Here is a 24,190-nt window from a genome sequence, read left to right on the forward strand (position 1 = left end):
CCTATTTATTCATATTCAATCGAGCTTGTCTACGCTGATCAGCTTCATCGTATCGACGTTTTTCTTCTGGAGTTTCTGGGACAACCTGATGAACAGGAGTGGGGGCATTATTCTCATCTACAGCGACAAAGGTAAAGTAAGCCGAGGTAATGTGACGCCGCTCCTGCCTATAGATATTTTCTGCCCAAACTTTAACTCCAACTTCTAACGAAGTTTTCCATGTGCGATTCACAGAGGCTTTACAAATGAGATTTTCTCCCATATACGCGGGGGCATAAAAACATAAAGCGTCCACAAAAGCGGTTACGCAAATGCGTTCGGTATGCCTTTCTGCAACGACAAGAGCCAACCGATCCAATAAACTCATTAATAAACCACCAAACACGGTATTATTTGCGTTTAAATCGTTTGGGAAAATTTTATAAATATGGCCGTCAATACAACTAAAAGATACGGGCTTTTTCTTAAGCATTAAAAATTCCCCCGGGAAGAGATAACACTCCCAGCTTTTTGTTGGATAGTATCTTTAGACTCAAAGAAAATCAAGAGATTACTCGAAACGAATTTTCTATTTCGTTAGTAACTAGAGCTTCAAAAATTTCAAATAAATTTTTATAAAATAAATTTGTTCTATAACCCTATAAAAGGATTATTAACTTGAGTGAAACCAGTGCCTTTTTGTCGGTGTTTGATTTCATGTCTTATAGAAAAAAGCAAATCTGCATCAAAATCCATCTTAGATGCCCACTGCAAGTAGGACAGTGGGATTTCAGAAAAGCAACGTCCTTTATGTTTGCCTAAGGGCATATATTTCATTTTTATTGGCTTTGATAGTACTTGCTTTAGCTGTTCTATTGTTCGAAAACGTTTACAGAAATGTTTGAAAATGTTGATGTTGATCTCAACATCTTTCATAGCGCGATGATTGCCATCGTATGGGACATTGAAGTGTACAGCTAGGGCTTCCAATGAATTATTCGGGCTATCCCCGTATTCCTTAGCCAATCTCAAAGTATCGATAATACAGTACTTAGATAAAAAAGTTTCCCCAATACGCTCAGCTTCTTGAGTTAAGACTTGTAGATCAAAACCTACGCTATGTCCAACTATATAGTCACCTTCTTTCAAAAAGGCTTGAATTTTTGGAAATACCTCAGAAATCCTGGGTTGATCTTTTAACATTGCGTCAGAAATACGATGTATTCTCTGAGATTCTGCTGAAATAACGCGGTCGGGATTGATCAGGGTCTCCATGGAATCAATCACATTATCAAAAGTGAAACGCTTTGCAGCAAATTCAATAATACGATCTTTTTTTACATCTAACCCAGTCATTTCACAGTCTAGGCAAACAAAAATCGTATCTTTTAGTAAAGTCATGATTCTCTTTTATTCCTTAAGCAATTTTAACAATATCAATGGAGAGGCATCTATACTTACCTCTCTTTGAGAAACCGTTAGAGTATCAATCTGAACTCGCACTGTCTCTCGAAATTGCGGAAGCTTGATGTTTTTCGGCCATTCTATACAGAGAACATCGTCCTCTTCAGCATCTTGAAAAAGACTTTGCTGATTTTCTCCGATAGTATCTACACGATAAAAATCATAGTGGCAAATTCTTCGCGGCCCACTACCATACACATTTAAAAGGGAAAATGAGGGACTGGCGACTTCTTGGGCCAAGGTATCCCCCAGATACCCTTGTGCGACACCGCGCACAAATTCTGTTTTCCCTGAACCATAATCACCAAACAGAAACAAAACAACCCCCGGAGGAAGGGTTTTGCCAAGTTCGATACCTATACCCGCAGTTTCTTGAGAAGAATTGGTTACTCTTCTGTATCTACCCATTGACTAATATATACATGAAAGGCTGTATCATCCGCCAAACCTTCTACAAACTCGGCGATTTTGTCTTCCACTAGAGCATCTTGTAGCAAAGATAAGAAAGTGCTTTCTAGTTGGAACTTATTTTGATTTTGCACTTCTTCTAAAGTCATAGGACGCAAATATGAAGAAGTAAAATCTTCGATCAGCGCTGGCAAACTATGGAAGAGCTTTCCTGTGATAGCAGAAGCAAAAACAGTTTTAATAATGGGCTCTTTAGGAGGAACTATATATTCTTTGATCATATTTGGATCATCGGAAACCAAAAAACGCTTTACACGCACACCACTTTGACGCTCTGTATTCTGGGGACAGGACGATAGCCAGTCATAAATAGCGTCTTGAGGATCAGCATATACATTGTCTGCAAACACTTTCCCCGTGAAAGGACAGATGTAAATTCTTTTTGTCTGTTCGTTAACTTCTGGTTTCCCAGAGCAAATTTGTATCTCTGTTTCTCGCCAAACTTTCTTGTCTTTTTCAAGAATTTGAATGGCATCTTCTGGGGTTTTAAAAATTATTTTGTCCCGAACAAAAACCACAGGATTTATATTTAGAGCTTGTTCCAAATAAAATAGATACGTAGCCAACAATTCTGGTGCTTTTTGTTTTCCCAAAAACTGGAGGAGTTTCTTCTTGATACTTCCAGAAATATTCATGCCCATCCCTTTTTCAGCTAATGAAGCAAATTACAAGTTTTCCTGGCCTACTGAAGAAAAATTATTTTTCTCAAACAATAAACGCAAGAATAGTTTAGCTCTGTTTCTCATTAAATCAATCATACTAGCATAACACGAGAATTATGTTGAACATAAAGCTACTAACCCTCTTTCTTAGCTAAAAAGATAAAGTTATTATTCGCAATAATGATAAGAACAGTATTGTTGAAAAAATTGCCCGGGCTATGCCTAGAGCAACTTATTCCAGTTTCAAACGAAATTAAATAATTACCTAATATGTCTTAGGAAATATCTTATAAAATACTTCAACCTTTTAAAAAGTTAGTAAATAGAACTAATCCAGCTTTATTAAAACTGCTCTGCACCTTGCCGAGGTATAACCTCATGGGCACTCGTCTTATAAACATTTTCAATTTTGAAAAAATGTTTATAGAAATCTCCTAGGCCTCTATTCCCATAAATTCCCGAAACTCATCTTCTCATTATAACTGTTTTGAACATCTTTTTGTAACAGGCCTCAGTCAAATAATTTAGAAACAGGTCAAAACGAATCCTGACTAAATCCTGACTATATGGATACGCATGAAATGTTGTTTCTGTCTCAAAATAACCGTTCGTAAAGATGATCATTTGACTTTAGCCCCTGCTTATGACCACAGTATAGCCCTTAAGCATAGACGGGTTTTTCTCTTTTTCTTTGAAAAAGTTTCCGAATTGTGTTTTTTTTATTCCTCGTCTACAATCAGCCTGCGTGCAGCTGTGGCGGAACCGGTAGACGCGCTAGATTCAGGTTCTAGTGAGCTTATGCTCGTGGAAGTTCAAGTCTTCTTAGCTGCAAGTAACATTCAAAACGCATACCCCGAACTTATTGGAGAATTATGGTCAAAGTCGTATCTGCTGAAAATTTCGATTCCTTCATTGCCTCAGGCCTAGTGCTTATAGACTTTTTTGCTGAATGGTGTGGTCCTTGCAAAATGCTTTCCCCCGTCTTGGACAGCCTTGCAACAGAAATGCCTGCGGTACTCATTGGAAAAGTAAATATCGATGATCATCCTGCACCCGCAGAAAAGTACGGCGTTTCTTCGATTCCAACTTTAATTTTATTTAAAGATGGGAAAGAAGTAGATCGTGTAGTTGGATTAAAAGATAAAGATTCTTTAATTAAGTTGATTAATCAATACGCTTAACCTCCATTACGGATACAAGCACTTTGATTATTTTGTCGAACTGCTTCGAAAAGTACTACACCCACGGTTGTTGCCAAATTTAGAGACCTGACTCCAGGTTTCATAGGCAAGTAATAACAGTGGTTGTAGTATTTTTTTAATACTTCTTCGGGCAATCCCTTTGATTCGGAACCAAAAACATATACTCCATCCATAGGGAGAGAAACATCCCCATAGCACTGAGAACCTTTGGTTGAAAGACAGAAAACTTTGTTCTCATCGATACCAGACAAAGCTTCATCTAAAGAGTCTACAACAGATGGATTCACCTTATCCCAGTAATCCATCCCTGCGCGTTTAACAAATTTATCTAACAAAGAAAACCCTAGGGGCCTCACTAAAATCAATTCAGCACCTAGAGCTACACAAGTTCTTCCTATATTCCCCGTATTCTGGGGAATATCAGGATTATAAAGAACTACCTTCATGACGCCGAGTTTTCGTTCTCTGTATTTTTTGTAGCTACAGAATCTTCTGTAGTTTCAATTAAATTAATTTCAAAAATTAAAAGAGAGTTTGGTGGCAATTGACCAGATGTTCCATAAGCAAGATCTGGATGAATATAAAGAATACGAGTTTCGCCTTCTCTCATACCCTGCATTCCCATAGCAAATCCAGGTATTGTTTGTGCTAAAGGAAGAAGAATAGGTTCTTTATTAGCTTCAGAACTGCTAAAGACCTGACCATTGATAAAACTACCTTTATAGTGAAGAAGAGCTGAAGGTTTGCCTGTTATAACCTTACCAGAACCTTCTTTCACGATGCGGTATTGCAATTTATCAGGTTGAACTTCTACGACACCTGCATTCTTCTTATTTTCTTGTAAAAATTTTTCAGCTAGGGAGAGATTCTCTTTTGCTTTATTCTCGAAAATCTTTTGCTGTATTTCCGCCATTTTTTCCTCATATTCTGATTCTGTTAAAGGTGCTCTTTTGCATTCTAACTCAGCTTGCAATCCTTTAGCAACCTCGGTGATATCCATAATAATATCTTCCGACTTACGTAATTGTCTTGCCAGCAAATGACCGAAAGTACGCGATATCTGTTGATTTACAGAAAGTTGTGAATCATTGGCAGTGCTATTTTCTTCAACTTGTGGTGCTGGGCTCCCATTTTGAGAACTCTGATCACAGGAAGCAATGGAAAAGGACACAACCATTGTTGTTATAATTAAAAGCCAGCATTTTTTCATATTTTCTCTCCTATGGTTGTAGCCTAAACGCTCACGTCATATGGTGCTGTGCACCCGAAATAGGTATAAAATTATTTAAGAAGTTACCTTAATATTTAGTTCTTTTAATTGGGAAGTCATAATTTCTGCAGGGGCGCTCATCATTAAATCCGCAGCCTTTTGAGTTTTCGGAAAAGCTATCACTTCTCGAATACTCTCTGCTCTTGTTAACACCATCATAATACGGTCTAAACCTAAAGCAATTCCTAAGTGTGGTGGTGTGCCAAAACTCAAGGCGTCTATAAAGAAGCCGAATTTTTCTTTTATACTCTCTGGAGATAACTCTAAAATAGAAAATATTTTATTCTGCAAATCTGCGTTATGGATACGTTGCGATCCTGAAGCGATTTCATATCCATTAAGAACCAGATCGTAACTAGAGGAACGTACTGACAAGGGATCTGTATCTAATAAAGGAATGTCTTCCTCTAAAGGCGCGGTAAATGGATGGTGCTCCGAACATATTTTCCCATCTTCTTTAGCAAATAGAGGGAAATCCGTAATCCAAACAAAATTGTATTGCGATTCGTCGTATAGGTTGCGCTCCTTAGCAATCAATCTACGTAGATGATCCAAAGACTGATTAGCCACAGATTCTGGAGCTGCTATCAAAAGTAAAATATCGTTATCTTTGGCGTCGAAATCAGCAAACATTGCTTTAAATACTTCTTCTGAAGCGAATTTAGCTACGTTAGAGGCTACACTATTTTCTTGTTTTTTAATCCAAACAAGTCCCATAGCCCCGTAACGCTTTACAAACTCTGTATAAATATCTAGTTGTTTACGAGACATATCAGCGCCACCAGGAACACAAAAACCTTTTATTGTGCCTCCTTGAGCAAGTTGATCCAAAAATATGGAGAAAGAAAATTCTTTTGCATGTTCTCGACAATCACGTAATTGTAAACCAAACCGAAGATCCGGTTTATCTGTTCCGTATAAATCTTTGGCTTCCTGATATGTCATTCTTGGCAAAGGAAGATCTATGTTAATTCCTCGAACAGAAAAGATCTCCACGACTAATTGCTCAATAATTGGGAAGAGATTCTCAGGAGTAGCAAAACTCATCTCAATATCAATCTGAGAAAATTCGGGCTGACGGTCGGCTCGCAAATCTTCATCTCTAAAACAAGTAGCTATTTGGAAGTAACGATCTAGCCCCCCCACCATGAGAATTTGCTTAAACAATTGTGGAGACTGGGGCAAAGCATAAAAACTGCCAGGATATATCCTAGAGGGCACAAGGTAATCCCTAGCTCCTTCAGGAGTAGATTTCCCCAAAACTGGAGTAACAACCTCTGTGAAACCTTGTGTATCCATGTATTGACGGCAAGCCATCATAACTTTATGACGATAGATCAAGCGGTCCAAGATTTGACCTCTACGCATATCTAGGTAACGATACTCTAATCGCAATTCTTCATTCACATTGATATGATCTTCAGATATGGAAAAAGGAAGATTTCTTGCTTTTGACAAGATGTCAACTTGTTCCAAATCAACTTCAATATCTCCTGTAGCTAAGTTTGAATTTTCCATGCCCTCCAAACGTCGGCATACCGTTCCCTCTACAGATAAAACCCATTCCGAACGTACAGAATCCACTAATTGATGTAATTCAGGCTTTTCATCTTCACAACAAACTATTTGTGTGATTCCAAAACGATCTCGTAAGTCTATAAAAACAACGCCTCCATGATTGCGATAACGATGTACCCATCCAGACAGGCGCACACGTTCTCCAACATTGCTTAGGGATAATTCGTTACAACGATGTGTTCTGTATTTCATATAGCAACCTTTGCTCTACTTCTTGCTTTGAACCAGAGAACTCTTGACGTGAAGACATATCTTTTATAGTCAACTGCTCTGAAAGTAACTCTCTTTCTCCTACGAGACAAACAAAAGTTGCTTTCTCTGCGTCTGCTGTTTTTAAAGCGTTTTTTAATTTCTTATGCGTCCAATCAATTTCTGTGGGGATCCCCAATCCACGCAAATGCTGAGCCCAAATAAAACAAAATGAGTCTGCTTGTGATTCAACTGGGATCAAACGTAATTTATGAGACGACGGAAGTGTTATATTCCCTTGAGCTAATAAAGTCTGCATTACCCTCTCCAATCCAACTCCGAAACCGCAGGCAGGAGTTGATGGTCCTCCGGATGCAGCAACAAGACCATCATAACGCCCTCCCCCGCCAAGAGCATAAGAATGCCCTCCAAATGTCGTAATTGCTTCAAAAACTACGTCAGTATAATAGTCTAAACCGCGCACAAGCTTCGGATTAATGGAATGCGGAATATCTAAAGAGTTTAAAGCTGTAAGAATCTCATCGAAATATTTTTGATCTTCGTCAGAAATATACTCAAGAATCGATGGTGCTGATTTAATAATCTCTTGATCTTCTGTCTCTTTAGAATCCAGTATTCTCAATAGGTTTGTATTAAACCTTTCCTTACTTAAAGAAGATAGGGACTCAAAATGTTCGAGGAAATATTCTCGCAAAACTTTGTCATAGCGTTGGCGTGTAGTCCCTCCCCCCAAGAAATTCAACTGAATTTGCATGCCTTGCAGACCTACGGCAGAATAAAAATTCCAGAGTAAACTGAGAACCTCTGCATCACGCAAGGGATGACGAACGCCTATAGCTTCTAAACCAAACTGATGATGCTGGCGGTATCTTCCCGATTGCTGTCGCTCATAACGAAACATAGGAAGAATGTAATAAAATTTATTATCATCACGTTGATTCATAGAATTATCTATAAATGAACGTACAATCGGAGCTGTTCCCTCCGGCCGTAGTGTTAGTGACCGTCCCTTTTTATCTAGAAAGGTATACATTTCTTTTTTTACAATGTCACTTTGTTCTCCGGCATGCAAAAAAACTTCAGACTTTTCAAAAACAGGTGTGCGAACTTCCGAAAATCCATATAAATCGCATACTTCATGAATTACATCTTCTACCCGATGCCATAGAGAAGTATGTCTCCACATATGTTTTGCATCAGTAATGTAAGGGAATATGTCGAAAACCCCTTTGGGCAAAGCTACTTTCACCGTATGTCTTTAATTTTAATTGAATGATTTTAAGAGCAGAATATCCAAAATTCAGATAAAGAGCAAAATTAAACCCTTCCTACGCGAAGGTCTAAAGATTCACAAAAGAGAGGTTCTATAACCTCTTGTCGAGGAAAGCTGCTTTCATAAGCAGGTATTTGCAAGATTTTTGTCCAAGTTATCGTCTCATGAGAAAGCATTTCTTTATTGTCTTCGCCCCCAATTGGAGTTAAAAACAAGCTTATGAACAATACAACCACCCTCTTCACAATCTGGTTCCCCGATTCGGTTCCCTAATGTTTATCTCTGTAATAATACACTAATATAAGGATGCTAACTTTGGGTATTATTGCATCGATTTATACTAAAATAAGTAACAGAAAACTACAATTAATCAATATTTATGCGTACTACAGGGGACTATTACTCTCTTGTTTTTTCATTGCCCATATGTTAACCTCAGGTCGTCCCTCTCCACTGAAACTATATTAAATATTTAAACATGAGATCTTATGATGAATATTTGGACCAAATTCTTTCAGCCTCCCAAGCCCATTAAAGAACTTGATGATCCAGAGTTAGTCAAAAAACAATACAAGTATTGGAGAATTCGAATCTTCTACAGCATGTTTATAGGGTATGTCTTCTACTATTTCACAAGGAAGAGCTTTACCTTTGCCATGCCTACATTGATGACAGACCTAGGTTTTGATAAAGCACAACTAGGAATCATCGGAAGTACGTTATACATCAGTTATGGCATCAGTAAATTCGTTAGTGGTGTTATGTCTGATCAGTCAAATCCTCGCTATTTCATGGCTGTGGGTTTAATTATCACAGGATTCACTAATATCTTCTTCGGAATGTCCTCCTCTATTCTCTTATTTGCTTTATGGTGGGGGCTTAATGGTTGGTTCCAAGGATGGGGCTGGCCACCATGCGCACGTTTATTAACCCACTGGTATTCAAAATCTGAAAGAGGAACCTGGTGGAGCGTCTGGAGTACATCGCATAATATTGGCGGCGCCTTGATTCCTATTCTTACAGGATTTGCTATTGATTGCTGTGGTTGGCGTGGAGCAATGTTCATCCCCGGCATTCTATGCATTATCATAGGATTTGTTTTAATTAACCGCCTTCGTGACACACCCCAGTCACTAGGTCTTCCAGCCATTGAAAAATACAGAAAAAAACAAGAATCTAGAAAACACGAAGAAACAACAGCAGATATTCTAGAAGAAGAAGCTGAGAAGGAACTATCGACTAGAGAGATTCTTCTTACTTATGTTTTGAAGAACAAGTGGATCTGGTTATTATCTTTCGCCTCATTCTTCATTTATGTTGTCCGTATGGCTGTAAATGACTGGAGCGCTCTATTTCTTATTGAAACCAAACGTTATGCTGCTGTTAAGGCAAATTTCTGTGTTTCTTTATTTGAGATCGGAGGTCTTTTCGGCATGCTAATCGCTGGATGGTTATCTGATAAGATCACCAAAGGGAAACGCGGCCCGATGAATGTTGTCTTTTCTTTAGGGTTGTTATTTTCAATTTTGGGCATGTGGTTAAGTCGCTCTCAAGGTATGTGGTGGTTAGACGGCACCCTGCTCTTTGTTATCGGTTTTTTCTTATTCGGCCCACAAATGATGATTGGTTTAGCTGCTGCTGAATTATCTCATAAAAAGGCTGCGGGTACCGCTAGCGGTTTCGCTGGCTGGTTTGCTTATTTTGGAGCAGCGTTTGCTGGTTATCCACTAGGAAAAATAGCTCAAGATTGGGGCTGGAAAGGTTTCTTTGTTGCTCTACTAGGCTGCGCTTTAATCGCTCTGGTCTTATTCCTACCCACATGGAATGCCTCCGAGAGAAGTTTACAAACTAAAAAGTAATACGGGTTGACACGAGGGATTACTTGTGACTTGGATACCTCTTCATTGTCATTCTCAATATTCTATTTTAGATGCTACAAGCTCTATTAAGAGCTTTGTAGCAAAGGCAAAGGAATATCAAATCCCGTCTCTCGCATTAACAGATCATGGCAATCTATATGGAGCGATTGAATTTTACAAAGAATGCTATCAGCAAGACATTAAGCCTATTATCGGCTGTGAAGTCTATGTCGCTCCCTCCTCTCGCTTTGATAAAAAGAAAGAGAAGAAAAGTCGCGTAGCGAATCACCTCATTCTTTTATGTAAAAATGAGCAAGGCTATCGTAATCTTTGTTTACTGTCTTCCTTAGCTTTTACTGAAGGATTCTATTATTTCCCAAGAATAGATAGAGAACTTCTTAGCCAATATTCTGAAGGACTAGTTTGTTTATCCGCATGTCTTTCCGGTTCTGTAGCTCAAGCTGCTTTAGAGTCTGAAGAAGCTCTTGAAAAGGACCTCCGCTGGTATCAGAGCCTATTCGGCGAGGATTTTTACAGTGAAGTTCAGCTTCACAAAATGTCCGAGGAAAAAATAGCCTCTCTAGGTGAAGAATGGCTAAAGCATGAGTATCACCAATTTATTGAAACCCAGACCAAAGTTAATCAAGCCGTATTAGAGACAAGTAAACGCTTAGGGATACGTTCAGTAGCGACTAATGATATTCACTATATTCATCCTGAGGATTGGTTAGCTCATGAGATCCTTCTTAACGTGCAGCTCGGGGAAACGATAAGAATTGCTAAGCAAAATACGTATATTCCTAATCCCAAGAGAAAAGCTTTCCGAAGTAGGGAATATTATTTTAAATCCCCAAAGGAAATGGCAAATTTATTTGCCGATCACCCGGAAACGATTTCTAATACTTTGGAAGTCGCAGACAAATGTAACCTTAAATTAGATTTTTCTGTTAAGCACTACCCTATCTATGTCCCTGAGTTTTTAAAAGAAAAGCAAACCTATACTGAAGAAGAGCGTTACACAGCTTCTTCAGCTTTTCTTCGAGAGCTTTGTGAAAAGGGTTTATTAAAATATACTCCAGACAAACTCGCTCACATATCTAAAAAATTCCCCAATCGCGATCCTTTGGAATTAGTTAAAGAGCGCATGGAAATGGAAATGTCTATTATCATCCCCAAAGGGATGTGCGACTACCTCCTTATTGTCTGGGATATTATTCATTGGGCTAAAGCACACGGGATTCCTGTAGGCCCGGGGCGAGGCTCCGGAGCAGGTTCTGTGATGCTATTCCTTTTAGGAATTACAGAAATTGAGCCTATTCGTTTCGATTTGTTCTTTGAGAGATTTATCAATCCCGAGAGATTATCCTATCCCGATATCGATATCGATATTTGTATGGCAGGACGAGAACGCGTTATCAACTATGCAATAGAACGCCATGGGAAAAACAATGTTGCTCAGATTATTACTTTCGGAACGATGAAAGCCAAAATGGCTGTAAAAGACGTGGGAAGGACTTTAGATGTTTCTCTTTCTAAAGTTAACCTCATTGCTAAGCATATCCCAGAGCTAAACGCCACGCTATCAAAAGCTTTAGAAACAGATCCCCATCTAAATCAGTTGTATGCGGATGACGCTGAGGCGGCTCAGGTTATTGATATGGCAATGCAACTAGAAGGATCCATTCGCAATACAGGAGTTCACGCCGCTGGAGTTATCATCTGCGGAGATCATTTAACGAACCATATTCCTATTTGTATTTCTAAAGACTCTACCATGATCACTACACAATTTTCCATGAAGCCTGTGGAAAGTGTTGGGATGCTTAAGGTGGACTTCTTAGGGTTAAAAACTTTAACAAGTATCCATATCGCTATTCAAGCCATCCAAAAGAAAACGGGAAAGCTATTAGAAATGGCGACTTTGCCTCTGGATGACAAAACGACATTTTCTCTTTTGCACCAAGGGAAAACCATGGGGATATTCCAGATGGAATCTAAAGGGATGCAAGAATTAGCCAAAAATCTTCGTCCCGATTCCTTTGAAGAAATCATAGCTATAGGTGCTTTATATCGTCCCGGTCCTATGGACATGATTCCCTCCTTTATCAACCGAAAGCATGGTAAAGAAGTCATAACCTATGACCACCCGCTTATAGAATCTATTCTCAAAGAAACCTATGGCATTATGGTGTATCAAGAGCAGGTCATGCAAATCGCGGGATCTCTAGCCAGCTATTCCTTAGGGGAAGGTGATGTCTTACGTCGTGCCATGGGGAAAAAAGACATTAACCAGATGCTTCAGGAACGAACAAAGTTTTGTGAACGAGCGTGTAAAAATGGTATTGATGCCGATTTAGCAACGACCATTTTTGATAAAATGGAGAAGTTTGCTTCCTATGGATTTAACAAATCCCATGCCGCTGCTTATGGATTGATTACCTATACAACAGCTTATCTTAAAGCCAACTACCCTAAAGAATGGCTAGCAGCCCTTCTTACCTGTGACTCTGATGATATTGAGAAGGTTGGAAAACTGATTCATGAAGCTCATAGCATGAATATCTGTGTCCTCCCTCCTGATATCAATGAATCGGGGACAAACTTTGTTGCTACAGATAAAGGCATTCGATTTGCAATGGGAGCCATTAAAGGCATCGGTAAGGGGCTTGTAGAGAGTATTATTGAGGAAAGAGAAAAACACGGACCTTATCAAAACATTCAGGATTTTCTTAAGCGTTCTGATTTAAAAAAGGTGACTAAAAAGCATACAGAAAACCTTATTGATGCAGGATGTTTTGATGTTTTTGAACCCGATAGGGATGTGGCTCAAGCAGTTTTAGAATCTATCTATGAGAGTATATCTAAAGAAAAGAAAGAAGCTGCTACTGGTGTCATGACTTTCTTTTCCTTAAACACTATGCTCAAAGAACAGCCTATAGTACTTACTCCAACTACACATATTGTTCGTAGACAGAAAAAAGAAATACTTAAGAAAGAGAAAGAACTTTTGGGTATATATCTAACGGAGCATCCTATGGATGCTGTTAAAGATATTTTACCCCGGCTCTCTGTTGTAAGCCCTGGAGAATTTGAAAGTCTTCCCCATGGGGCCGTAATTCGGACCATATTTATTATTGATAAAGTAACAACGCGCATCTCTTCAAAAGGCCAAAGAAAATTTGCTTTATTACGTGTTAATGATGGTGTTGATTCTTACGAGTTACCGATTTGGCCGGAAATATACGCTGAACAACAAGAACTTTTAGAAGAAGATCGTTTGATTTATGCTATTTTATCTATAGATAAACGCAGCGAGTCTTTACGCTTATCATGCCGATGGATGAAGGATCTTTCTCTTGTTAATGAAGATCTCCTTAAAGAATGCGACGATATGTTTGACAAAATTAAAAGTCAGATGCAGAAAATGTCGTATTTAAACTCAGAAACTCTTAAAGATTCGAATCAGAGGAAAACACCTACTATGTCAAAGACTACTGATAACGGGTCTCCGGTTTCTACAGTCAAGCTCTCTTTGGATCTTGGGCAACTACGCCATAGCCATTTATGTATGCTAAAACAAATAATACGCAAATATCCGGGTTCTCGTACGCTTTCTCTAGTTTTCACCCAAAATAATGAACGTGTGGCCACGATTTCTCCTGATGCGGATTATTTCGTCTCCGACGATATTAGCGGTCTTCAAAAAGAACTGGAAAGTTCCCAACTTCCCGTTCGGCTTGTGGCAGTTTAAATATCAAGAAAAGGTTTCCCTGTTACCGCATTGATATACTCTATACGCACGCTGTTATCCGCAGCCGCTAAAGACACCTTATACACAGGAACATAAACAACAACCTTATCTAAAATTAGAAAGTTATTTCCAAAAACCATTCCAGCAAGATTACTAATGCAATCTTCAGAAAACTGTTGAGATACAATAGAAGAACCCCGAGGTCTTCGTAACCACACTGGAGAAGATTGGATCGTTGTTGTACAACCCTTAATTGGTTGGAGCTGTTGGAAATGGCTTCCAATTTGACTACCCATAGAGAAAATCAATTTCTTTTTTTGACAGGATCGGATTACCTTTTCTGCTCTGATATTTTTCATAGACAGGGCGTGTGCTAAAGATTCCTTAGAAGCAGCTCCTCCGAGATTGGCCAATGTTTGCATAACACTTACGTCTTGCTTGCCAGCTTTTAGTAACAAACACTCCCTAAATCCTCTAGAACAGGTCCATGTTCCTGTATTCAGAACCATCTCACCGTTGGCTAGGTTCCAAAGGATTTCACCCTCTTGGCTAACCATGCTTTTCCTAATCGCATCTTCTCGAGAAAAACGCACATGCATCAATGTATGAGGAACAAAAATTAGTTCGATAGAAGCCTTTCCCTCAGCATGTTCCGGGAAGAAAGTTAATATCTGCTCAGGAGAAAACCTCCTCTCAAAAACACGTAATTTCTCAAATCCAGAAATTTTGCGAACAATCCGGCAACTCTTTTCAAAAACATCAACACTATAATTTGCGGTAACTTGCATGGCCTTATGTGCGCAAGGCACATTATCCCACAAAAAAACTCCGCAAAAAAGAGATGCTACAAAAGTGCCAAAGTAGAAAATTAACTTTCTCATAAAAAAACCTTTTTATTTATTTTACTAAATAAAAAAATGTTTTATCAAACAAAAAAAATATATTTTGTAAATAAAACAAAAACAACGGATTTGACAAATTCTCTTTTTCTTTTTTATGATGACGTTTTGTTGTCATAGCTTCATGCCGGATTTATGAAATCTGTTTTACAGTTTGTTGTTTTATCACTACTTTTATGTTCTGGATGCTATGCCAGACCGGTTTCTTTTGAGCCTTTTTCTGGAAAATTATCTCCTCAAAAGTTTGTGCCTAAATACTCTCCGGAAGAATATCTTTCCGAAGGAAAGTACTATTTAGAACAACAGCGTTATCGCCAAGCGTTACTTTGTTTTGGCATGATCACTCACCATTTTCCAAAAGATCCTTTATGTACTGAAGCTTTGTACTTAACAGGAGTATGTTATTTTAAAAATGATCAGCCAGATTTAGCTGAAAAAGCTTTTGCTTCCTATATGCAACGTCCTGATTCTGACTATTCTGAAGAATTATTTCTGATGAAATATTCCATAGCACAGAGCTTTGCCCAAGGGAAACGCAAGCGCATATTCCTTTTAGAAGGATTTCCTAAATTAGCGAATGCGGATGCAGACGCCTTGCGTATTTATGATGAAATTCTTACAGCTTTTCCTAATAAAGATTTAGGGGCTCAAGCTTTGTATCTAAAGGGAGACTTGCTGATTATCAAAAAGGATCTTCCTGAAGCCATTAAAACATTTAAGAAGTTAACACTACAATTTCCTTCGCATGCATTATCGCCTAAGTCTTTTGTACGTCTTTCAGAGATTTATCTTATGCAGGCGAAAAAAGAACCTCACAATGTGCAGTATCTAAACCTCGCGAAAATCAATGAAGAGGCTATTAAAAAGCAGCATCCTAACCACCCCTTAAATAGCGTAGTTTCTGAAAATGTACGTTCTATGTGTGAACGTTATGCTTTGGGTTTGTATTCTACGGGTCGCTTTTATGAGAAAAAGAAGAAGCTTCATGCCGCAAGTATTTATTACACTACGGCACTAAATAACTATCCTGAGTCATCTTTAGTGGCAAAGTGTCACAAACGACTAAATAGAATAGCCAAACATTCTTCTTAGTTTTACCTCTCATGCGCATATTAAGCTTCGCCCTGTTTTTCTGTTTATCCGGTTTAGGACTGTCTTCTTGTTCTGGATATTCTATTTTAAACTTTCCGGGATCTTTATCAGAAGTAGGGAACTCTGTTCGTTCTGAAGGAGTTTATCTTTCTCCTATTGATAAAGACTCTCTTGGGCAATTGACATCAGCTCTCATCTATGAATTAGAGAAACGCTCTCTTACTGTACGCAATAGCGAAAGCGCTACTCGCTACCATCTCAAGGTACAACTCCTGAATGAAGTTGACGAGAATACGGGTTTTACGTATGCCCCGAAGAAAGTTGATGATAAGACCCCGAGACATTTTATTGTTTCTAGTGAAGGGCGTTTATCTGTGTCTGCGAAAGTACAACTTATTGACAGACATTCGGGCCAGGTCTTAGTCGACGACTGTATATCAAGAAAATCGGTCTCATTTGATTTTGAACCTGATTTAGGCGTGGTGAACGCTCATCAATTTGCCTTAGGTCAATTTGAAATGCACAATGAGGCTATTAAGAGCGCCTGGCGCTTATTATACGCTCATTTAGCTGAGACTATTGTTCAACAGGTGTATTATGACCTCTTCTGATGGAGAAGCAGTCTTCCCAGCACTCCTTAGTGAGCTTCACAATATGCTAAACTTCGTTAAAGGGACAGGGCAGCTCCAAACCTTTCCGAGAGAGAAACTTTTAAAACTCGAACTTGCTTGCGAAGAGTTACTTGTTAATATTATTTCTTATGCTTATCAAGAAACGAAATCTCCAGGAACTATAGTCATCTGTTGTAATGGGAATAAAGAAGCTTTGCAGGTAACTATTAAAGACAACGGGCCTTCTTTTAATCCCCTAACTGCTCCTATTGATCTTCAAGATCAACTTCCTTTAGATGAAAGAAAACTTGGGGGTTTAGGGATCTTTTTAGCTAAAAACTCTGTGGATGAATTTCTATACGAACGACATGGAGATTCGAATATTGTACATTTAAAAATCCACAATAACTGAATTAGTCTTGATTAAACCGGAAAGAGCGCAGAACACTTTCCGTATCTTTTATATCTTGTAGATATATCTGCAGGGCCTCAAGAATCAGAGTGGATTGGTTATATTCTCCAGCAGCTTGAAAAGCCATTTCTGGGGTATACTCCCCTCCAGAATGGTACAAAGCAATGTATCCTCGAGTTACGGCCTCTCCTTGGACAAGCTCGGGGACTAACCAAACAGCAAAATCAGCATTAAATAAAGTGAGTTTATCTTCCGATTCTGCAATGATAAAATTGTTAATAGGAAGATCGCTAAAAGAGTCGATTTTATATTCAGATACAGAATGAGGCAGGACGTCGGCTATATCCATAAAGCCCTCGGGGAAAGCTGTTCCTTTATTACAAATAGAACGGCGATAAAACTCTTCTAAAAAATCCAAACTCATAGTGTTTTCCCTCCTACTTATGGTAATTCTTTATTTTAAGAGGCGTCAAGAGCTTTCTCTGGCGGTTGCGAAGATTTAACCCTAAGTAACAAGCTATCAAAATCCCTACAATGACAAGAGTTTTTTTAATATCTGGACTGTTTAGTTTGCTTTTAGGATTATTCACGGTTCCTTCATATGGGGACATACCTTTTCCTGAAACCCGAGGGAATGCTGCAGCTGTTATTCATGCCGACTCTGGCAAGATACTTTATGCTAAGGATATAGACAAAAAAATCTATCCTGCGAGCATGACTAAGATCGCCACAGCCCTATTTATTTTAAAAAAGCATCCCGAAGTGTTGAATCGTTTCATAACCGTAAAACAGGATGCGATTGCCTCTATTACTCCTCAGGCTAAAAAACAATCAGGATATCGCAGCCCCCCGCATTGGCTAGAAACTGACGGAGTGACAATACAGTTACAAAACAAAGAAGAAGTCTCGGGCTGGGACTTATTTCATGCGTTATTGATCTGTTCTGCTAACGATGCGGCAAATACTTTAGCCACAGCTTGCTCAGAATCTGTAGCAGAGTTTATGAAGCAATTAAACACATTCCTTAGGGAATTAGGGTGCGAGCATACGCATTTTAACAATCCCCATGGTCTACATCATCCTAACCACTACACAACAGCGCGTGATTTAACACGCATTATGCGTGAGTGTTTAAAAGAGCCCTTATTCCGTCAGGTTATCCGAACAACCAACTATAAAATGGCGCCTACAAACCTTAGCCAAGAAAGAGTTCTAAATCTAACGAATAAGCTAATTCTTCCCGGATCTACTTATTACTATCCTCCTGCTTTAGGGGGAAAAACGGGAACGACAAAAGATGCGGGAAAAAACCTTATCTTTGCAGCGAAGAAGCATGGCCGGTCTATTATCACGATAGCTGCCGGTTATCCTGCCATGGGGGAACTGTATGAGGATGTGATTGCTTTATGCGAAGGAGTCTTCAATGAACCTTTATTACGAAGATATTTAATTCCTCCGACAGAAAAATACACGCTGCGGTTGGGTCTTTTAGGGAAAGTTTCTATTCCTTTACCTCAGGGAGTATATTACGATTTCTATGCTTCTGAGGAAGAAGAACATCAGACAATTTCCTTTGTTCCTCACGCAACAAAGTTTCCCATTCACCGAGGAGATCTTCTGGGTCATTGGGTATTTCGTGGTCTTTCAGGAATGCAAATCCGTGCCGAGCCCCTGTATGCCTCCGAGACTATCCAACCTTCCATTACTCAGAAGTTTCGCTTGTATGCCAAGAGAGCTGTGACCTCTTACAGAACGTATATAGTCCTAACATTAATACTGCTTTATTACAGAAAAACTCGGATGCATAGGCATAAATCTTCTCGTTACTACCTATAATACAACTCTTTCTTTTAGCTTATGGAAAACCTGATTTTCGCATAAACTACACGGGTACTATTGAGAATAAGGCTTATCATGCGCAAATATCTAGTTTGTAGCTTACTTGCTTCTCTTTTCTTACCTATAGTAGGAATGGCGGAAGATGTTCCCGAAACTTTAATATCTACTTCGTTGAGCATTTCTAGGAATGTCACTCCGGAGACATTTACTTGGCATTTTTGGAAAGACCCTAAAGTTGTACGAGAAGAGCAGCATACCCTTTTTCTAAAACAAGTGATCTTTGCATTAAAACGTCCTGAAATCTGGAATGATCCTCTGAATCTGCTGCTTATTTTATTACAATTTGATAAGTTCCCCGAGGCATCCGGAGAGTGTCACAACTTATTGACAGTCATTATCAAACATAGAGTTATGATACTGACCATGAACATGGCGTAAATCCTACGCTATACAAGAATCTTTCTGCCCTTGCGAACAAAGCGGGCAGAAAAAAAGCCATCGCCACCTTCGGGGGACAGTGCGGTGTGCATACAACGTTCTTCTTCCCATCCTAAAGACTGCATAAAAGCAACTTGCTTTTCATTTTCTTCAGAAAGTAGCGAACACGTGATATAGACTAACTTCCCTCCAGGTTTCACGTAACGTACAGCATCCCTAAGGATTTTTCTTTGCACCTGAGAGAATGTTAGAAGGAGTTTCTTAGAAAACTGACTTTTCTTTTCTGGATGACGACGGAATACTCCCGATCCTGTACAAGGAGCGTCAACAACTACGATAGAAAAGCTATTTTTCCTTAGATATTGTTCCCCTATAGAAAAATTCCTTGCTCCAGCTCTACGTAAACGCTGTTTTGCTTCTTCCAAAACGTCTTTTCTACTGTCATGTAAAACAACATGATGCGCTCTGTCAGCAAAAATGAGGCTTTTTCCTCCAGCTCCTGCACAAAAATCCAGAATACGATCTTTTTTGCTCACAGGAATATCTAGCGTGACTTTCTGAGACGATTCGTCTTGAATTTCAAACAATCCGCGATGAAACGCTGCGCTATGCTGCAAAGGATAGCGTTTATCAAAACGCAGGGAACCGGGAACAGATCCAGGTTCGCAGGGATATTGCAAACGCTTTCGAAGGTCTTCTACAGAGGTTCTTCGTGTGTTCACACGAATAGCGCAGGGAGCTTCCTTAAGAAAAAATCCTGCAAGTTCTTTTGCTCGTTCTTGGCCATAATCTTCAATCAAGCATTCGGCAAGATCATCGGATATAGAATACCTTACAGGCCAAGGAAGATCCTGATACTGCTCAATATCATCTAAAGCTCCCTCCTCTACTTTAGCAACTAGAGTCTCGGGGGAAACCTCTTGATTATCTCGTAGAATAAGAGTCTCTAACAATCGTCGGTGACGAAGGATCGCGAAAATACGTGCACTCATCCATTGGCGATCTTTAGATCCCAAAGAGCGGTGTTGTTTAAAATACAGAGCCACACGATTTACCTCACCAATAGGTGTGGTGTATAGCTCATTAAGTAATGTATATAGATGATAAAGACGAAAAGGCAGCATAACGAAAATAGTCTACACTTTTTTACGATATTTTCCTTTGAAAAAACCTTAAAAGAAAAAATATGACTAAAATGGCATCTTTCAAAAAGATGAGATACGAATATTGAACGGAAGAGATATTATTAAAATTTTTTAAATAAGTGCCAGATTTGTTGCCAGAAAGTCGGTTTTGGCGTGTAGAAGTTAATACTTTTTTTCAACAAAGAGTGTACCCTATCATCGAAATCTAAAAGCCAGCGCATGAGAAGTATGCGCATCATTTTCACCCACAATCCCGGGCTGCAATCTCGAATACTATACATTTTGCCGATTTGTTCTGGAGTGGCATCATTAGCGATTGAAACGATATTTTCTAGGTCTTCTGAAACGATTCGTCGAAGGATTTCTGATAGGAATCCCTGAGTAAGAGTGGCTTCTTTAGGGAAAAATTCCGAGACTTCCTGCCATGTGCTCACCATAGCTTTCCCCTGGGGAGAGAGTAGTTGAGATCCGACCAATGAATCTGCAAGCACATCAGAAAGAGAACCTGTGATAATTCCCCCAATGATTGTTTGAAAGTCTTCTCGACTGAAAGCGTAGAGGTTTTTTAGCTCAGTCAATAACTGAAAACTTCTTTCTGAAAGAGTATGAAGAGAGGTGACCTTCTCAGATAGAAATTGATCTAGTAATTCCAAACTTAGGGGAAGGTAAGAAGCTTGACTTTCTAAAAATGTCATCAGAGCTTCCATGACTACTTGAGAAGAAGACTCCGCAGAAATTCCTTCTTTTGCAGCAGAGCTTATACTGGTATTGTCTGCATGAATCTCCACGTCATGGGTAAAGTCTTCCCAGGAAGAAAAATTTGTTTTTTCTTTTCCAAACACGGAGTTTGCTACATTTGAGATTTTATTGAGGGGGCGTTGGCGTTCTAGGAAAATGATATTTTTTAATAACAGGAGCTTTTTAACAATGGTCTTTTTTCTCTTAAAGGTATCCTTACAAAATATCCTATAGAGAATACGAGTGTATGGGGATTCCTGACGTAGCCGCATGTCAATAATCGAAAGAAGTCTTCCTGATAGCGAGTAGGAAATCTCCGAACGGGAAAAAAGCTCTTGTATGGCTTTTTGGATAGTTTCTTTCATACCGTCTTGCTCCGGAGAAAGATCTATATTTATCGGCCAAGTTTCCAAAAGACCCTGTTTCTTGTTATAAACAAGAGTCCGAGAGCCATCGCGGATAGATAATTCAACGACACGGAGGTAATAGTCTGTAGAAAATCGCAAATCCAACATCATAGAAGAAATAAGGCTCTATAGAGTTTTTTTGCTTATTCTTTAGAAGAACTATTTAGTGCATTACTTTTTTATATTTCACAAGTAGCTTCCTCTACTTCTCCGGGTCTTCATCATCCATATTTTGAGGATATTCTATATTGGTTTGATGTAACCTTCGCTGCTTATCCCCTTGTGTTTCGTAAGCAAAGAAAAAGTGGCGGATAATGTCATTAAGCTTTTTTTCGTATTGCTTATGATTATCTCGATACGCCTCTTCTAAGCTGGGTAGATTAATCGCAACAATGTCAGCGACTAATTCATAATTTACAGGAAGTACTGTCTCCAACTGCAATGCATCATCTCCCCATAAATTGAGGTATTCTCCCATTGCTTGGGAATGTGTAACACGCAAAGATGCAAGAATCTGTCTTGCCAGAATAGTTTCTTCATATCCCTTACGGGCAAGATTATCAATACGAGCGGCTAGATCTAGCATAAATGAGTAGTCATAATTAGGATCGGTATCGCTTAGGGATTTTATAGCACGTTTACAATCAATTTTTTTACTGTGAGACACAGCCGCAAGCTTTGCAATCCCCCGCATGGCTGCGATAGGATCTTCTTGAGATTCTCCGGAAACTAAGGACTCTAGACGTGTCACAATCACAGAGGTCTCTACATAACTTGCTATGGGGGCAATAGCCGCAGCCACAGCAGGGCTAAATTTTTGACTTCCTATTTCATAGGAGAGATCCTCACCTGCAGACCACTTAGTAGCCATGCGCAATATTAAAGCAAGGGCTATAGTTCCTTCAGGCCCCTCGGCATCTGCTCCGCAGAAATCTATAGAAGATTCCGAACGTCTTTTACAGATGCAATTACTCATTTTTTTAAAGGCTCTTTCAAAAAATCTTCTTATGGACGTGCAACAGCCGGTTACAGATTCTGGAGTCGATTTAGCTGAAGCAATAACCTCTTCGGGTAATTCTGTTTCTCGGAAAAGTTCCCTGTAGACTCGGGTACATGAATTGCCTATTGAAAAACGCGGGGATCCTAATCTGTTATACCAGATCCTTGTAGCAACTCGACGTATCCTAGATAATAAACTTCTAAAAAATCCTTCTTGAATCTCTAAATCTACTCTTCCTTGAAGATCACTATTGATCCCCTCAGAAGCACTAGCTTCGGGTATGCCACCTTCGGCTTTTTGTTCATCCAAAATAGAGCCTACGTGATCAGAAATACGATCCTCTAAATCAAGATCGTCACCCTCGCCCTCCGTAGAAGGCTCTTTTTCCGTAAACATATCTTTCCATGGAGGTTCTGTTCCCCCACTACCTGAAACTGGCGATCCCATAAACTTACTCTTTAATCCTCTCCAAAACTAAAAACATCAACAGCTAAAACTGAAGCTGTTTTCACATATGTTTCTGGGCTTAAACCCTTCATTAAATCCAAGGCCCCATTATTCCATCGCCTTTCTGCTTGAACCTTACCGGAATCATATTTTCCTGTATTTGTAGCCGCGGTCCTATTGTACGCACTTCTCATAATGGCTTCGCCTTTTCCAGAAAAACTAGACCAGAATTTTGGCATGCCACTGGGGTTAGCTTCTCTTATGCTATTTAACTCTCTCGCAAGAGACTGTAGTATGGGCTGCCAACTATACCCTTGATCAGGATCTCCGTATTCATCTATCAGTTGACTAACGTAATCCTCATAGTCTACTTCGGGGCTTAGTAAGCCCCCTTCCAAAGCCATACGTGTTAACACTTGAAGAAGATCAGACCCCCCATCTGATCTGTATTCTTTCTCGCCAAGATCCCACAGAGATCGCGCTTGAGAGGTTGCCATCTTTAACGGAGCTTCATTAATCGCTGGCCTTGTCAAACTAGATTCAACCTTTAAGCGAGACTCCTCGCGGGCTTGAGAGCATCTAGCTGCTAGCGTTTGCAAAGAAGAGAGCTTGTATTCTAAAGGAGTTTGATTTTCATTATTGGTCCAACGATCTCTAATCTGATCAGATAACGAGGCTAGCTGCGTTTGTCTCTTAGCACTGTGCGCCTCCAGCTCTAATTTTAATCTGCTTGCGATTGAAGCTGATTCTTTTGCGGAGCTTTCACTCCCTATAGAGTCTATGCTTGACATAGACGATGTACTGCCACGACGTTGTAGTTTTGCATGAGAACCTCCTGTTGGAGGCTGAGGAGCCTGACGTTTAACACGGACTCCTGAACTGCTTGTTGATGGAGCCACAGGGGGCTGAGGAGCTGGGTGTGTTGGTCGTTGTAGTCTTCTAGCTCCTTCAGGTGGCACTGTAGGAGTTTGCACTCGTGTGCCTGGGGTATAGCCTTTCTTTTGTAATCCTCGAGCAGCACCTTCTGTGGACCTTGCGCTATCGGAATCCGAACCAGATCCACCTATCTCCATACTCGATGTGGAAGAATCGTCAGATGCATGGGAAGACCTACGACTACTAGATGGAGTTGTTTGTGGCGAAGCAGTTCGAGAGCTCGTTTTTGAAGAGGAACTTTTACTGAATAATCCCGAGAAAAATCCCCTAACAATACTTCCAATTCTTGATAAGAAACTGCTGCTTTCCTTTGTATTATTTTCCGTAGAAACATTATGGGCTCCTATTGCTCCCAATGAACCACCAGCATCTTGAACATCTTCATGTTGGTTATGAGCTCCAGAAATCCATAGATCATTGTTATTGCCGCGACCGCTTGGATTAATTCCCATAATTTTTCTCCATATTTATATTTTAATTTTAAAACAAAATAATTTAGCGGCACACATT

General features: G+C 39.5%; 22 protein-coding genes and 1 tRNA gene. 9 read left to right on the forward strand and 14 right to left on the reverse strand.

The window, feature by feature from the left end; all coding sequences use genetic code 11:
- Position 1: 1 nt before the first annotated feature.
- From CF_RS04615 to CF_RS04630, 4 genes are all read right to left on the reverse strand, one after another.
- Entirely contained in the window at positions 2-472 is a 471-nt protein-coding gene (locus CF_RS04615; RefSeq protein ID WP_011458465.1) for an acyl-CoA thioesterase, read from the reverse strand.
- Between the two features lie 158 nt (positions 473-630).
- Positions 631-1,380, reverse strand: a complete 750-nt coding sequence (locus CF_RS04620; protein WP_011458466.1) for a putative quorum-sensing-regulated virulence factor — start codon at positions 1,378-1,380, stop codon at positions 631-633.
- Between the two features lie 9 nt (positions 1,381-1,389).
- Entirely contained in the window at positions 1,390-1,851 is a 462-nt protein-coding gene (tsaE, locus tag CF_RS04625; protein WP_011458467.1) for a tRNA (adenosine(37)-N6)-threonylcarbamoyltransferase complex ATPase subunit type 1 TsaE, read from the reverse strand.
- Positions 1,830-2,546, reverse strand: a complete 717-nt coding sequence (locus CF_RS04630) for a DUF2709 domain-containing protein (RefSeq protein WP_041468034.1) — start codon at positions 2,544-2,546, stop codon at positions 1,830-1,832. The genes tsaE and CF_RS04630 overlap by 22 nt, the downstream gene beginning before the upstream one ends.
- A 774-nt stretch (positions 2,547-3,320) precedes the next feature.
- Here CF_RS04630 and CF_RS04635 point away from each other — a divergent pair.
- Together CF_RS04635 and trxA are read left to right on the forward strand one after the other, a co-directional pair.
- Positions 3,321-3,404: transfer RNA gene (locus CF_RS04635), tRNA-Leu, on the forward strand.
- Positions 3,405-3,445: 41 nt separating this feature from the next.
- A complete protein-coding gene (trxA, locus tag CF_RS04640) occupies positions 3,446-3,754 on the forward strand; it encodes a thioredoxin (RefSeq protein ID WP_011458469.1) in 309 nt (102 codons plus the stop codon).
- Here trxA and CF_RS04645 read toward each other — a convergent pair.
- The 4 genes from CF_RS04645 to hisS all read right to left on the reverse strand — a co-directional run bounded on the left by CF_RS04645 (position 3,751) and on the right by hisS (position 8,082).
- Entirely contained in the window at positions 3,751-4,221 is a 471-nt protein-coding gene (locus CF_RS04645; RefSeq protein ID WP_011458470.1) for a tRNA (cytidine(34)-2'-O)-methyltransferase, read from the reverse strand. The two genes, trxA and CF_RS04645, sit on opposite strands and share 4 nt — an antisense overlap.
- Positions 4,218-4,985 carry an FKBP-type peptidyl-prolyl cis-trans isomerase gene (locus tag CF_RS04650; RefSeq protein WP_011458471.1) on the reverse strand — a complete coding sequence of 256 codons (768 nt, stop codon included), beginning with the start codon at positions 4,983-4,985 and terminating at the stop codon, positions 4,218-4,220. The genes CF_RS04645 and CF_RS04650 overlap by 4 nt, the downstream gene beginning before the upstream one ends.
- A 75-nt stretch (positions 4,986-5,060) precedes the next feature.
- Positions 5,061-6,815, reverse strand: coding sequence for an aspartate--tRNA ligase (gene aspS, locus CF_RS04655; RefSeq protein WP_011458472.1), 1,755 nt, complete (start codon positions 6,813-6,815; stop codon positions 5,061-5,063).
- On the reverse strand, positions 6,790-8,082 hold the full coding sequence (hisS, locus tag CF_RS04660; RefSeq protein ID WP_011458473.1) for a histidine--tRNA ligase: 1,293 nt from the start codon (positions 8,080-8,082) through the stop codon (positions 6,790-6,792). Before hisS ends, aspS begins: the two co-directional genes overlap by 26 nt.
- Positions 8,083-8,597: 515 nt before the next feature.
- Between hisS and pgtP the strand changes: the two genes are divergently transcribed.
- Together pgtP and dnaE are read left to right on the forward strand one after the other, a co-directional pair.
- Entirely contained in the window at positions 8,598-9,965 is a 1,368-nt protein-coding gene (pgtP, locus tag CF_RS04670; protein WP_041468035.1) for an MFS transporter, read from the forward strand.
- 25 nt (positions 9,966-9,990) lie between these two features.
- Positions 9,991-13,716: a DNA polymerase III subunit alpha gene (gene dnaE, locus CF_RS04675; RefSeq protein WP_011458476.1), complete on the forward strand. Its 3,726-nt coding sequence runs from the start codon at positions 9,991-9,993 to the stop codon at positions 13,714-13,716.
- Here dnaE and CF_RS04680 read toward each other — a convergent pair.
- Positions 13,713-14,597 (reverse strand): hypothetical protein, encoded by an 885-nt coding sequence (locus tag CF_RS04680; protein WP_011458477.1) that lies wholly within the window; start codon positions 14,595-14,597, stop codon positions 13,713-13,715. The two genes, dnaE and CF_RS04680, sit on opposite strands and share 4 nt — an antisense overlap.
- Before the next feature lie 153 nt (positions 14,598-14,750).
- Here CF_RS04680 and CF_RS04685 point away from each other — a divergent pair, with 153 nt between their 5' ends.
- Genes CF_RS04685 through CF_RS04695 form a run of 3 tightly spaced genes read left to right on the forward strand, consistent with a single transcriptional unit; the run spans position 14,751 to position 16,730 of the window.
- On the forward strand, positions 14,751-15,707 hold the full coding sequence (locus CF_RS04685; RefSeq protein WP_011458478.1) for a tetratricopeptide repeat protein: 957 nt from the start codon (positions 14,751-14,753) through the stop codon (positions 15,705-15,707).
- 11 nt (positions 15,708-15,718) lie between these two features.
- Positions 15,719-16,318, forward strand: a complete 600-nt coding sequence (gene lptE / locus CF_RS04690; protein WP_011458479.1) for an LPS assembly lipoprotein LptE — start codon at positions 15,719-15,721, stop codon at positions 16,316-16,318.
- Complete coding sequence (locus tag CF_RS04695) at positions 16,305-16,730, forward strand: ATP-binding protein (RefSeq protein WP_011458480.1); 426 nt, start codon at positions 16,305-16,307, stop codon at positions 16,728-16,730. Before lptE ends, CF_RS04695 begins: the two co-directional genes overlap by 14 nt.
- A 1-nt stretch (position 16,731) precedes the next feature.
- Here the strand turns inward: CF_RS04695 and CF_RS04700 are convergent, their stop codons facing one another.
- A complete protein-coding gene (locus tag CF_RS04700) occupies positions 16,732-17,154 on the reverse strand; it encodes a hypothetical protein (RefSeq protein ID WP_011458481.1) in 423 nt (140 codons plus the stop codon).
- A 110-nt stretch (positions 17,155-17,264) separates the two neighbouring features.
- Here CF_RS04700 and CF_RS04705 point away from each other — a divergent pair, with 110 nt between their 5' ends.
- Positions 17,265-18,566 carry a D-alanyl-D-alanine carboxypeptidase family protein gene (locus CF_RS04705; RefSeq protein WP_011458482.1) on the forward strand — a complete coding sequence of 434 codons (1,302 nt, stop codon included), beginning with the start codon at positions 17,265-17,267 and terminating at the stop codon, positions 18,564-18,566.
- Positions 18,567-18,644: 78 nt separating this feature from the next.
- Complete coding sequence (locus CF_RS04710) at positions 18,645-19,007, forward strand: hypothetical protein (protein WP_011458483.1); 363 nt, start codon at positions 18,645-18,647, stop codon at positions 19,005-19,007.
- Positions 19,008-19,015: 8 nt separating this feature from the next.
- On the opposite strand, the gene CF_RS04715 is transcribed toward CF_RS04710, so the two are convergent.
- From CF_RS04715 to semD, 4 genes are all read right to left on the reverse strand, one after another.
- Positions 19,016-20,131, reverse strand: a complete 1,116-nt coding sequence (locus CF_RS04715) for an RsmB/NOP family class I SAM-dependent RNA methyltransferase (protein WP_011458484.1) — start codon at positions 20,129-20,131, stop codon at positions 19,016-19,018.
- Positions 20,132-20,253: 122 nt separating this feature from the next.
- On the reverse strand, positions 20,254-21,408 hold the full coding sequence (locus tag CF_RS04720) for a hypothetical protein (RefSeq protein WP_011458485.1): 1,155 nt from the start codon (positions 21,406-21,408) through the stop codon (positions 20,254-20,256).
- Between the two features lie 91 nt (positions 21,409-21,499).
- A complete protein-coding gene (locus CF_RS04725; RefSeq protein ID WP_011458486.1) occupies positions 21,500-22,744 on the reverse strand; it encodes a TmeB family type III secretion system effector in 1,245 nt (414 codons plus the stop codon).
- An 11-nt stretch (positions 22,745-22,755) separates the two neighbouring features.
- On the reverse strand, positions 22,756-24,132 hold the full coding sequence (semD, locus tag CF_RS04730) for a SemD/SinC family type III secretion system effector (protein WP_011458487.1): 1,377 nt from the start codon (positions 24,130-24,132) through the stop codon (positions 22,756-22,758).
- Positions 24,133-24,190 lie beyond the last annotated feature (58 nt).

Source organism: Chlamydia felis Fe/C-56 (genome assembly GCF_000009945.1).
Taxonomy (GTDB): domain Bacteria; phylum Chlamydiota; class Chlamydiia; order Chlamydiales; family Chlamydiaceae; genus Chlamydia; species Chlamydia felis.

What these genes read in the sequence shown, in the direction of transcription:
- CF_RS04705 (WP_011458482.1), top strand. Translation starts at nt 17,265, where the DNA reads ATGACAAGAGTTTTTTTAATATCTGGACTGTTTAGTTTGCTTTTAGGA.
- CF_RS04615 (WP_011458465.1), bottom strand. Translation starts at nt 472, where the DNA reads ATGCTTAAGAAAAAGCCCGTATCTTTTAGTTGTATTGACGGCCATATT.
- pgtP (WP_041468035.1), top strand. Translation starts at nt 8,598, where the DNA reads ATGAATATTTGGACCAAATTCTTTCAGCCTCCCAAGCCCATTAAAGAA.
- lptE (WP_011458479.1), top strand. Translation starts at nt 15,719, where the DNA reads ATGCGCATATTAAGCTTCGCCCTGTTTTTCTGTTTATCCGGTTTAGGA.
- CF_RS04700 (WP_011458481.1), bottom strand. Translation starts at nt 17,154, where the DNA reads ATGAGTTTGGATTTTTTAGAAGAGTTTTATCGCCGTTCTATTTGTAAT.
- CF_RS04650 (WP_011458471.1), bottom strand. Translation starts at nt 4,985, where the DNA reads ATGAAAAAATGCTGGCTTTTAATTATAACAACAATGGTTGTGTCCTTT.
- trxA (WP_011458469.1), top strand. Translation starts at nt 3,446, where the DNA reads ATGGTCAAAGTCGTATCTGCTGAAAATTTCGATTCCTTCATTGCCTCA.
- CF_RS04645 (WP_011458470.1), bottom strand. Translation starts at nt 4,221, where the DNA reads ATGAAGGTAGTTCTTTATAATCCTGATATTCCCCAGAATACGGGGAAT.
- CF_RS04680 (WP_011458477.1), bottom strand. Translation starts at nt 14,597, where the DNA reads ATGAGAAAGTTAATTTTCTACTTTGGCACTTTTGTAGCATCTCTTTTT.
- tsaE (WP_011458467.1), bottom strand. Translation starts at nt 1,851, where the DNA reads ATGGGTAGATACAGAAGAGTAACCAATTCTTCTCAAGAAACTGCGGGT.
- aspS (WP_011458472.1), bottom strand. Translation starts at nt 6,815, where the DNA reads ATGAAATACAGAACACATCGTTGTAACGAATTATCCCTAAGCAATGTT.
- CF_RS04710 (WP_011458483.1), top strand. Translation starts at nt 18,645, where the DNA reads ATGCGCAAATATCTAGTTTGTAGCTTACTTGCTTCTCTTTTCTTACCT.
- CF_RS04620 (WP_011458466.1), bottom strand. Translation starts at nt 1,380, where the DNA reads ATGACTTTACTAAAAGATACGATTTTTGTTTGCCTAGACTGTGAAATG.
- CF_RS04695 (WP_011458480.1), top strand. Translation starts at nt 16,305, where the DNA reads ATGACCTCTTCTGATGGAGAAGCAGTCTTCCCAGCACTCCTTAGTGAG.
- CF_RS04720 (WP_011458485.1), bottom strand. Translation starts at nt 21,408, where the DNA reads ATGATGTTGGATTTGCGATTTTCTACAGACTATTACCTCCGTGTCGTT.
- CF_RS04725 (WP_011458486.1), bottom strand. Translation starts at nt 22,744, where the DNA reads ATGGGATCGCCAGTTTCAGGTAGTGGGGGAACAGAACCTCCATGGAAA.
- CF_RS04715 (WP_011458484.1), bottom strand. Translation starts at nt 20,131, where the DNA reads ATGCTGCCTTTTCGTCTTTATCATCTATATACATTACTTAATGAGCTA.
- CF_RS04630 (WP_041468034.1), bottom strand. Translation starts at nt 2,546, where the DNA reads ATGAATATTTCTGGAAGTATCAAGAAGAAACTCCTCCAGTTTTTGGGA.
- CF_RS04685 (WP_011458478.1), top strand. Translation starts at nt 14,751, where the DNA reads ATGAAATCTGTTTTACAGTTTGTTGTTTTATCACTACTTTTATGTTCT.
- semD (WP_011458487.1), bottom strand. Translation starts at nt 24,132, where the DNA reads ATGGGAATTAATCCAAGCGGTCGCGGCAATAACAATGATCTATGGATT.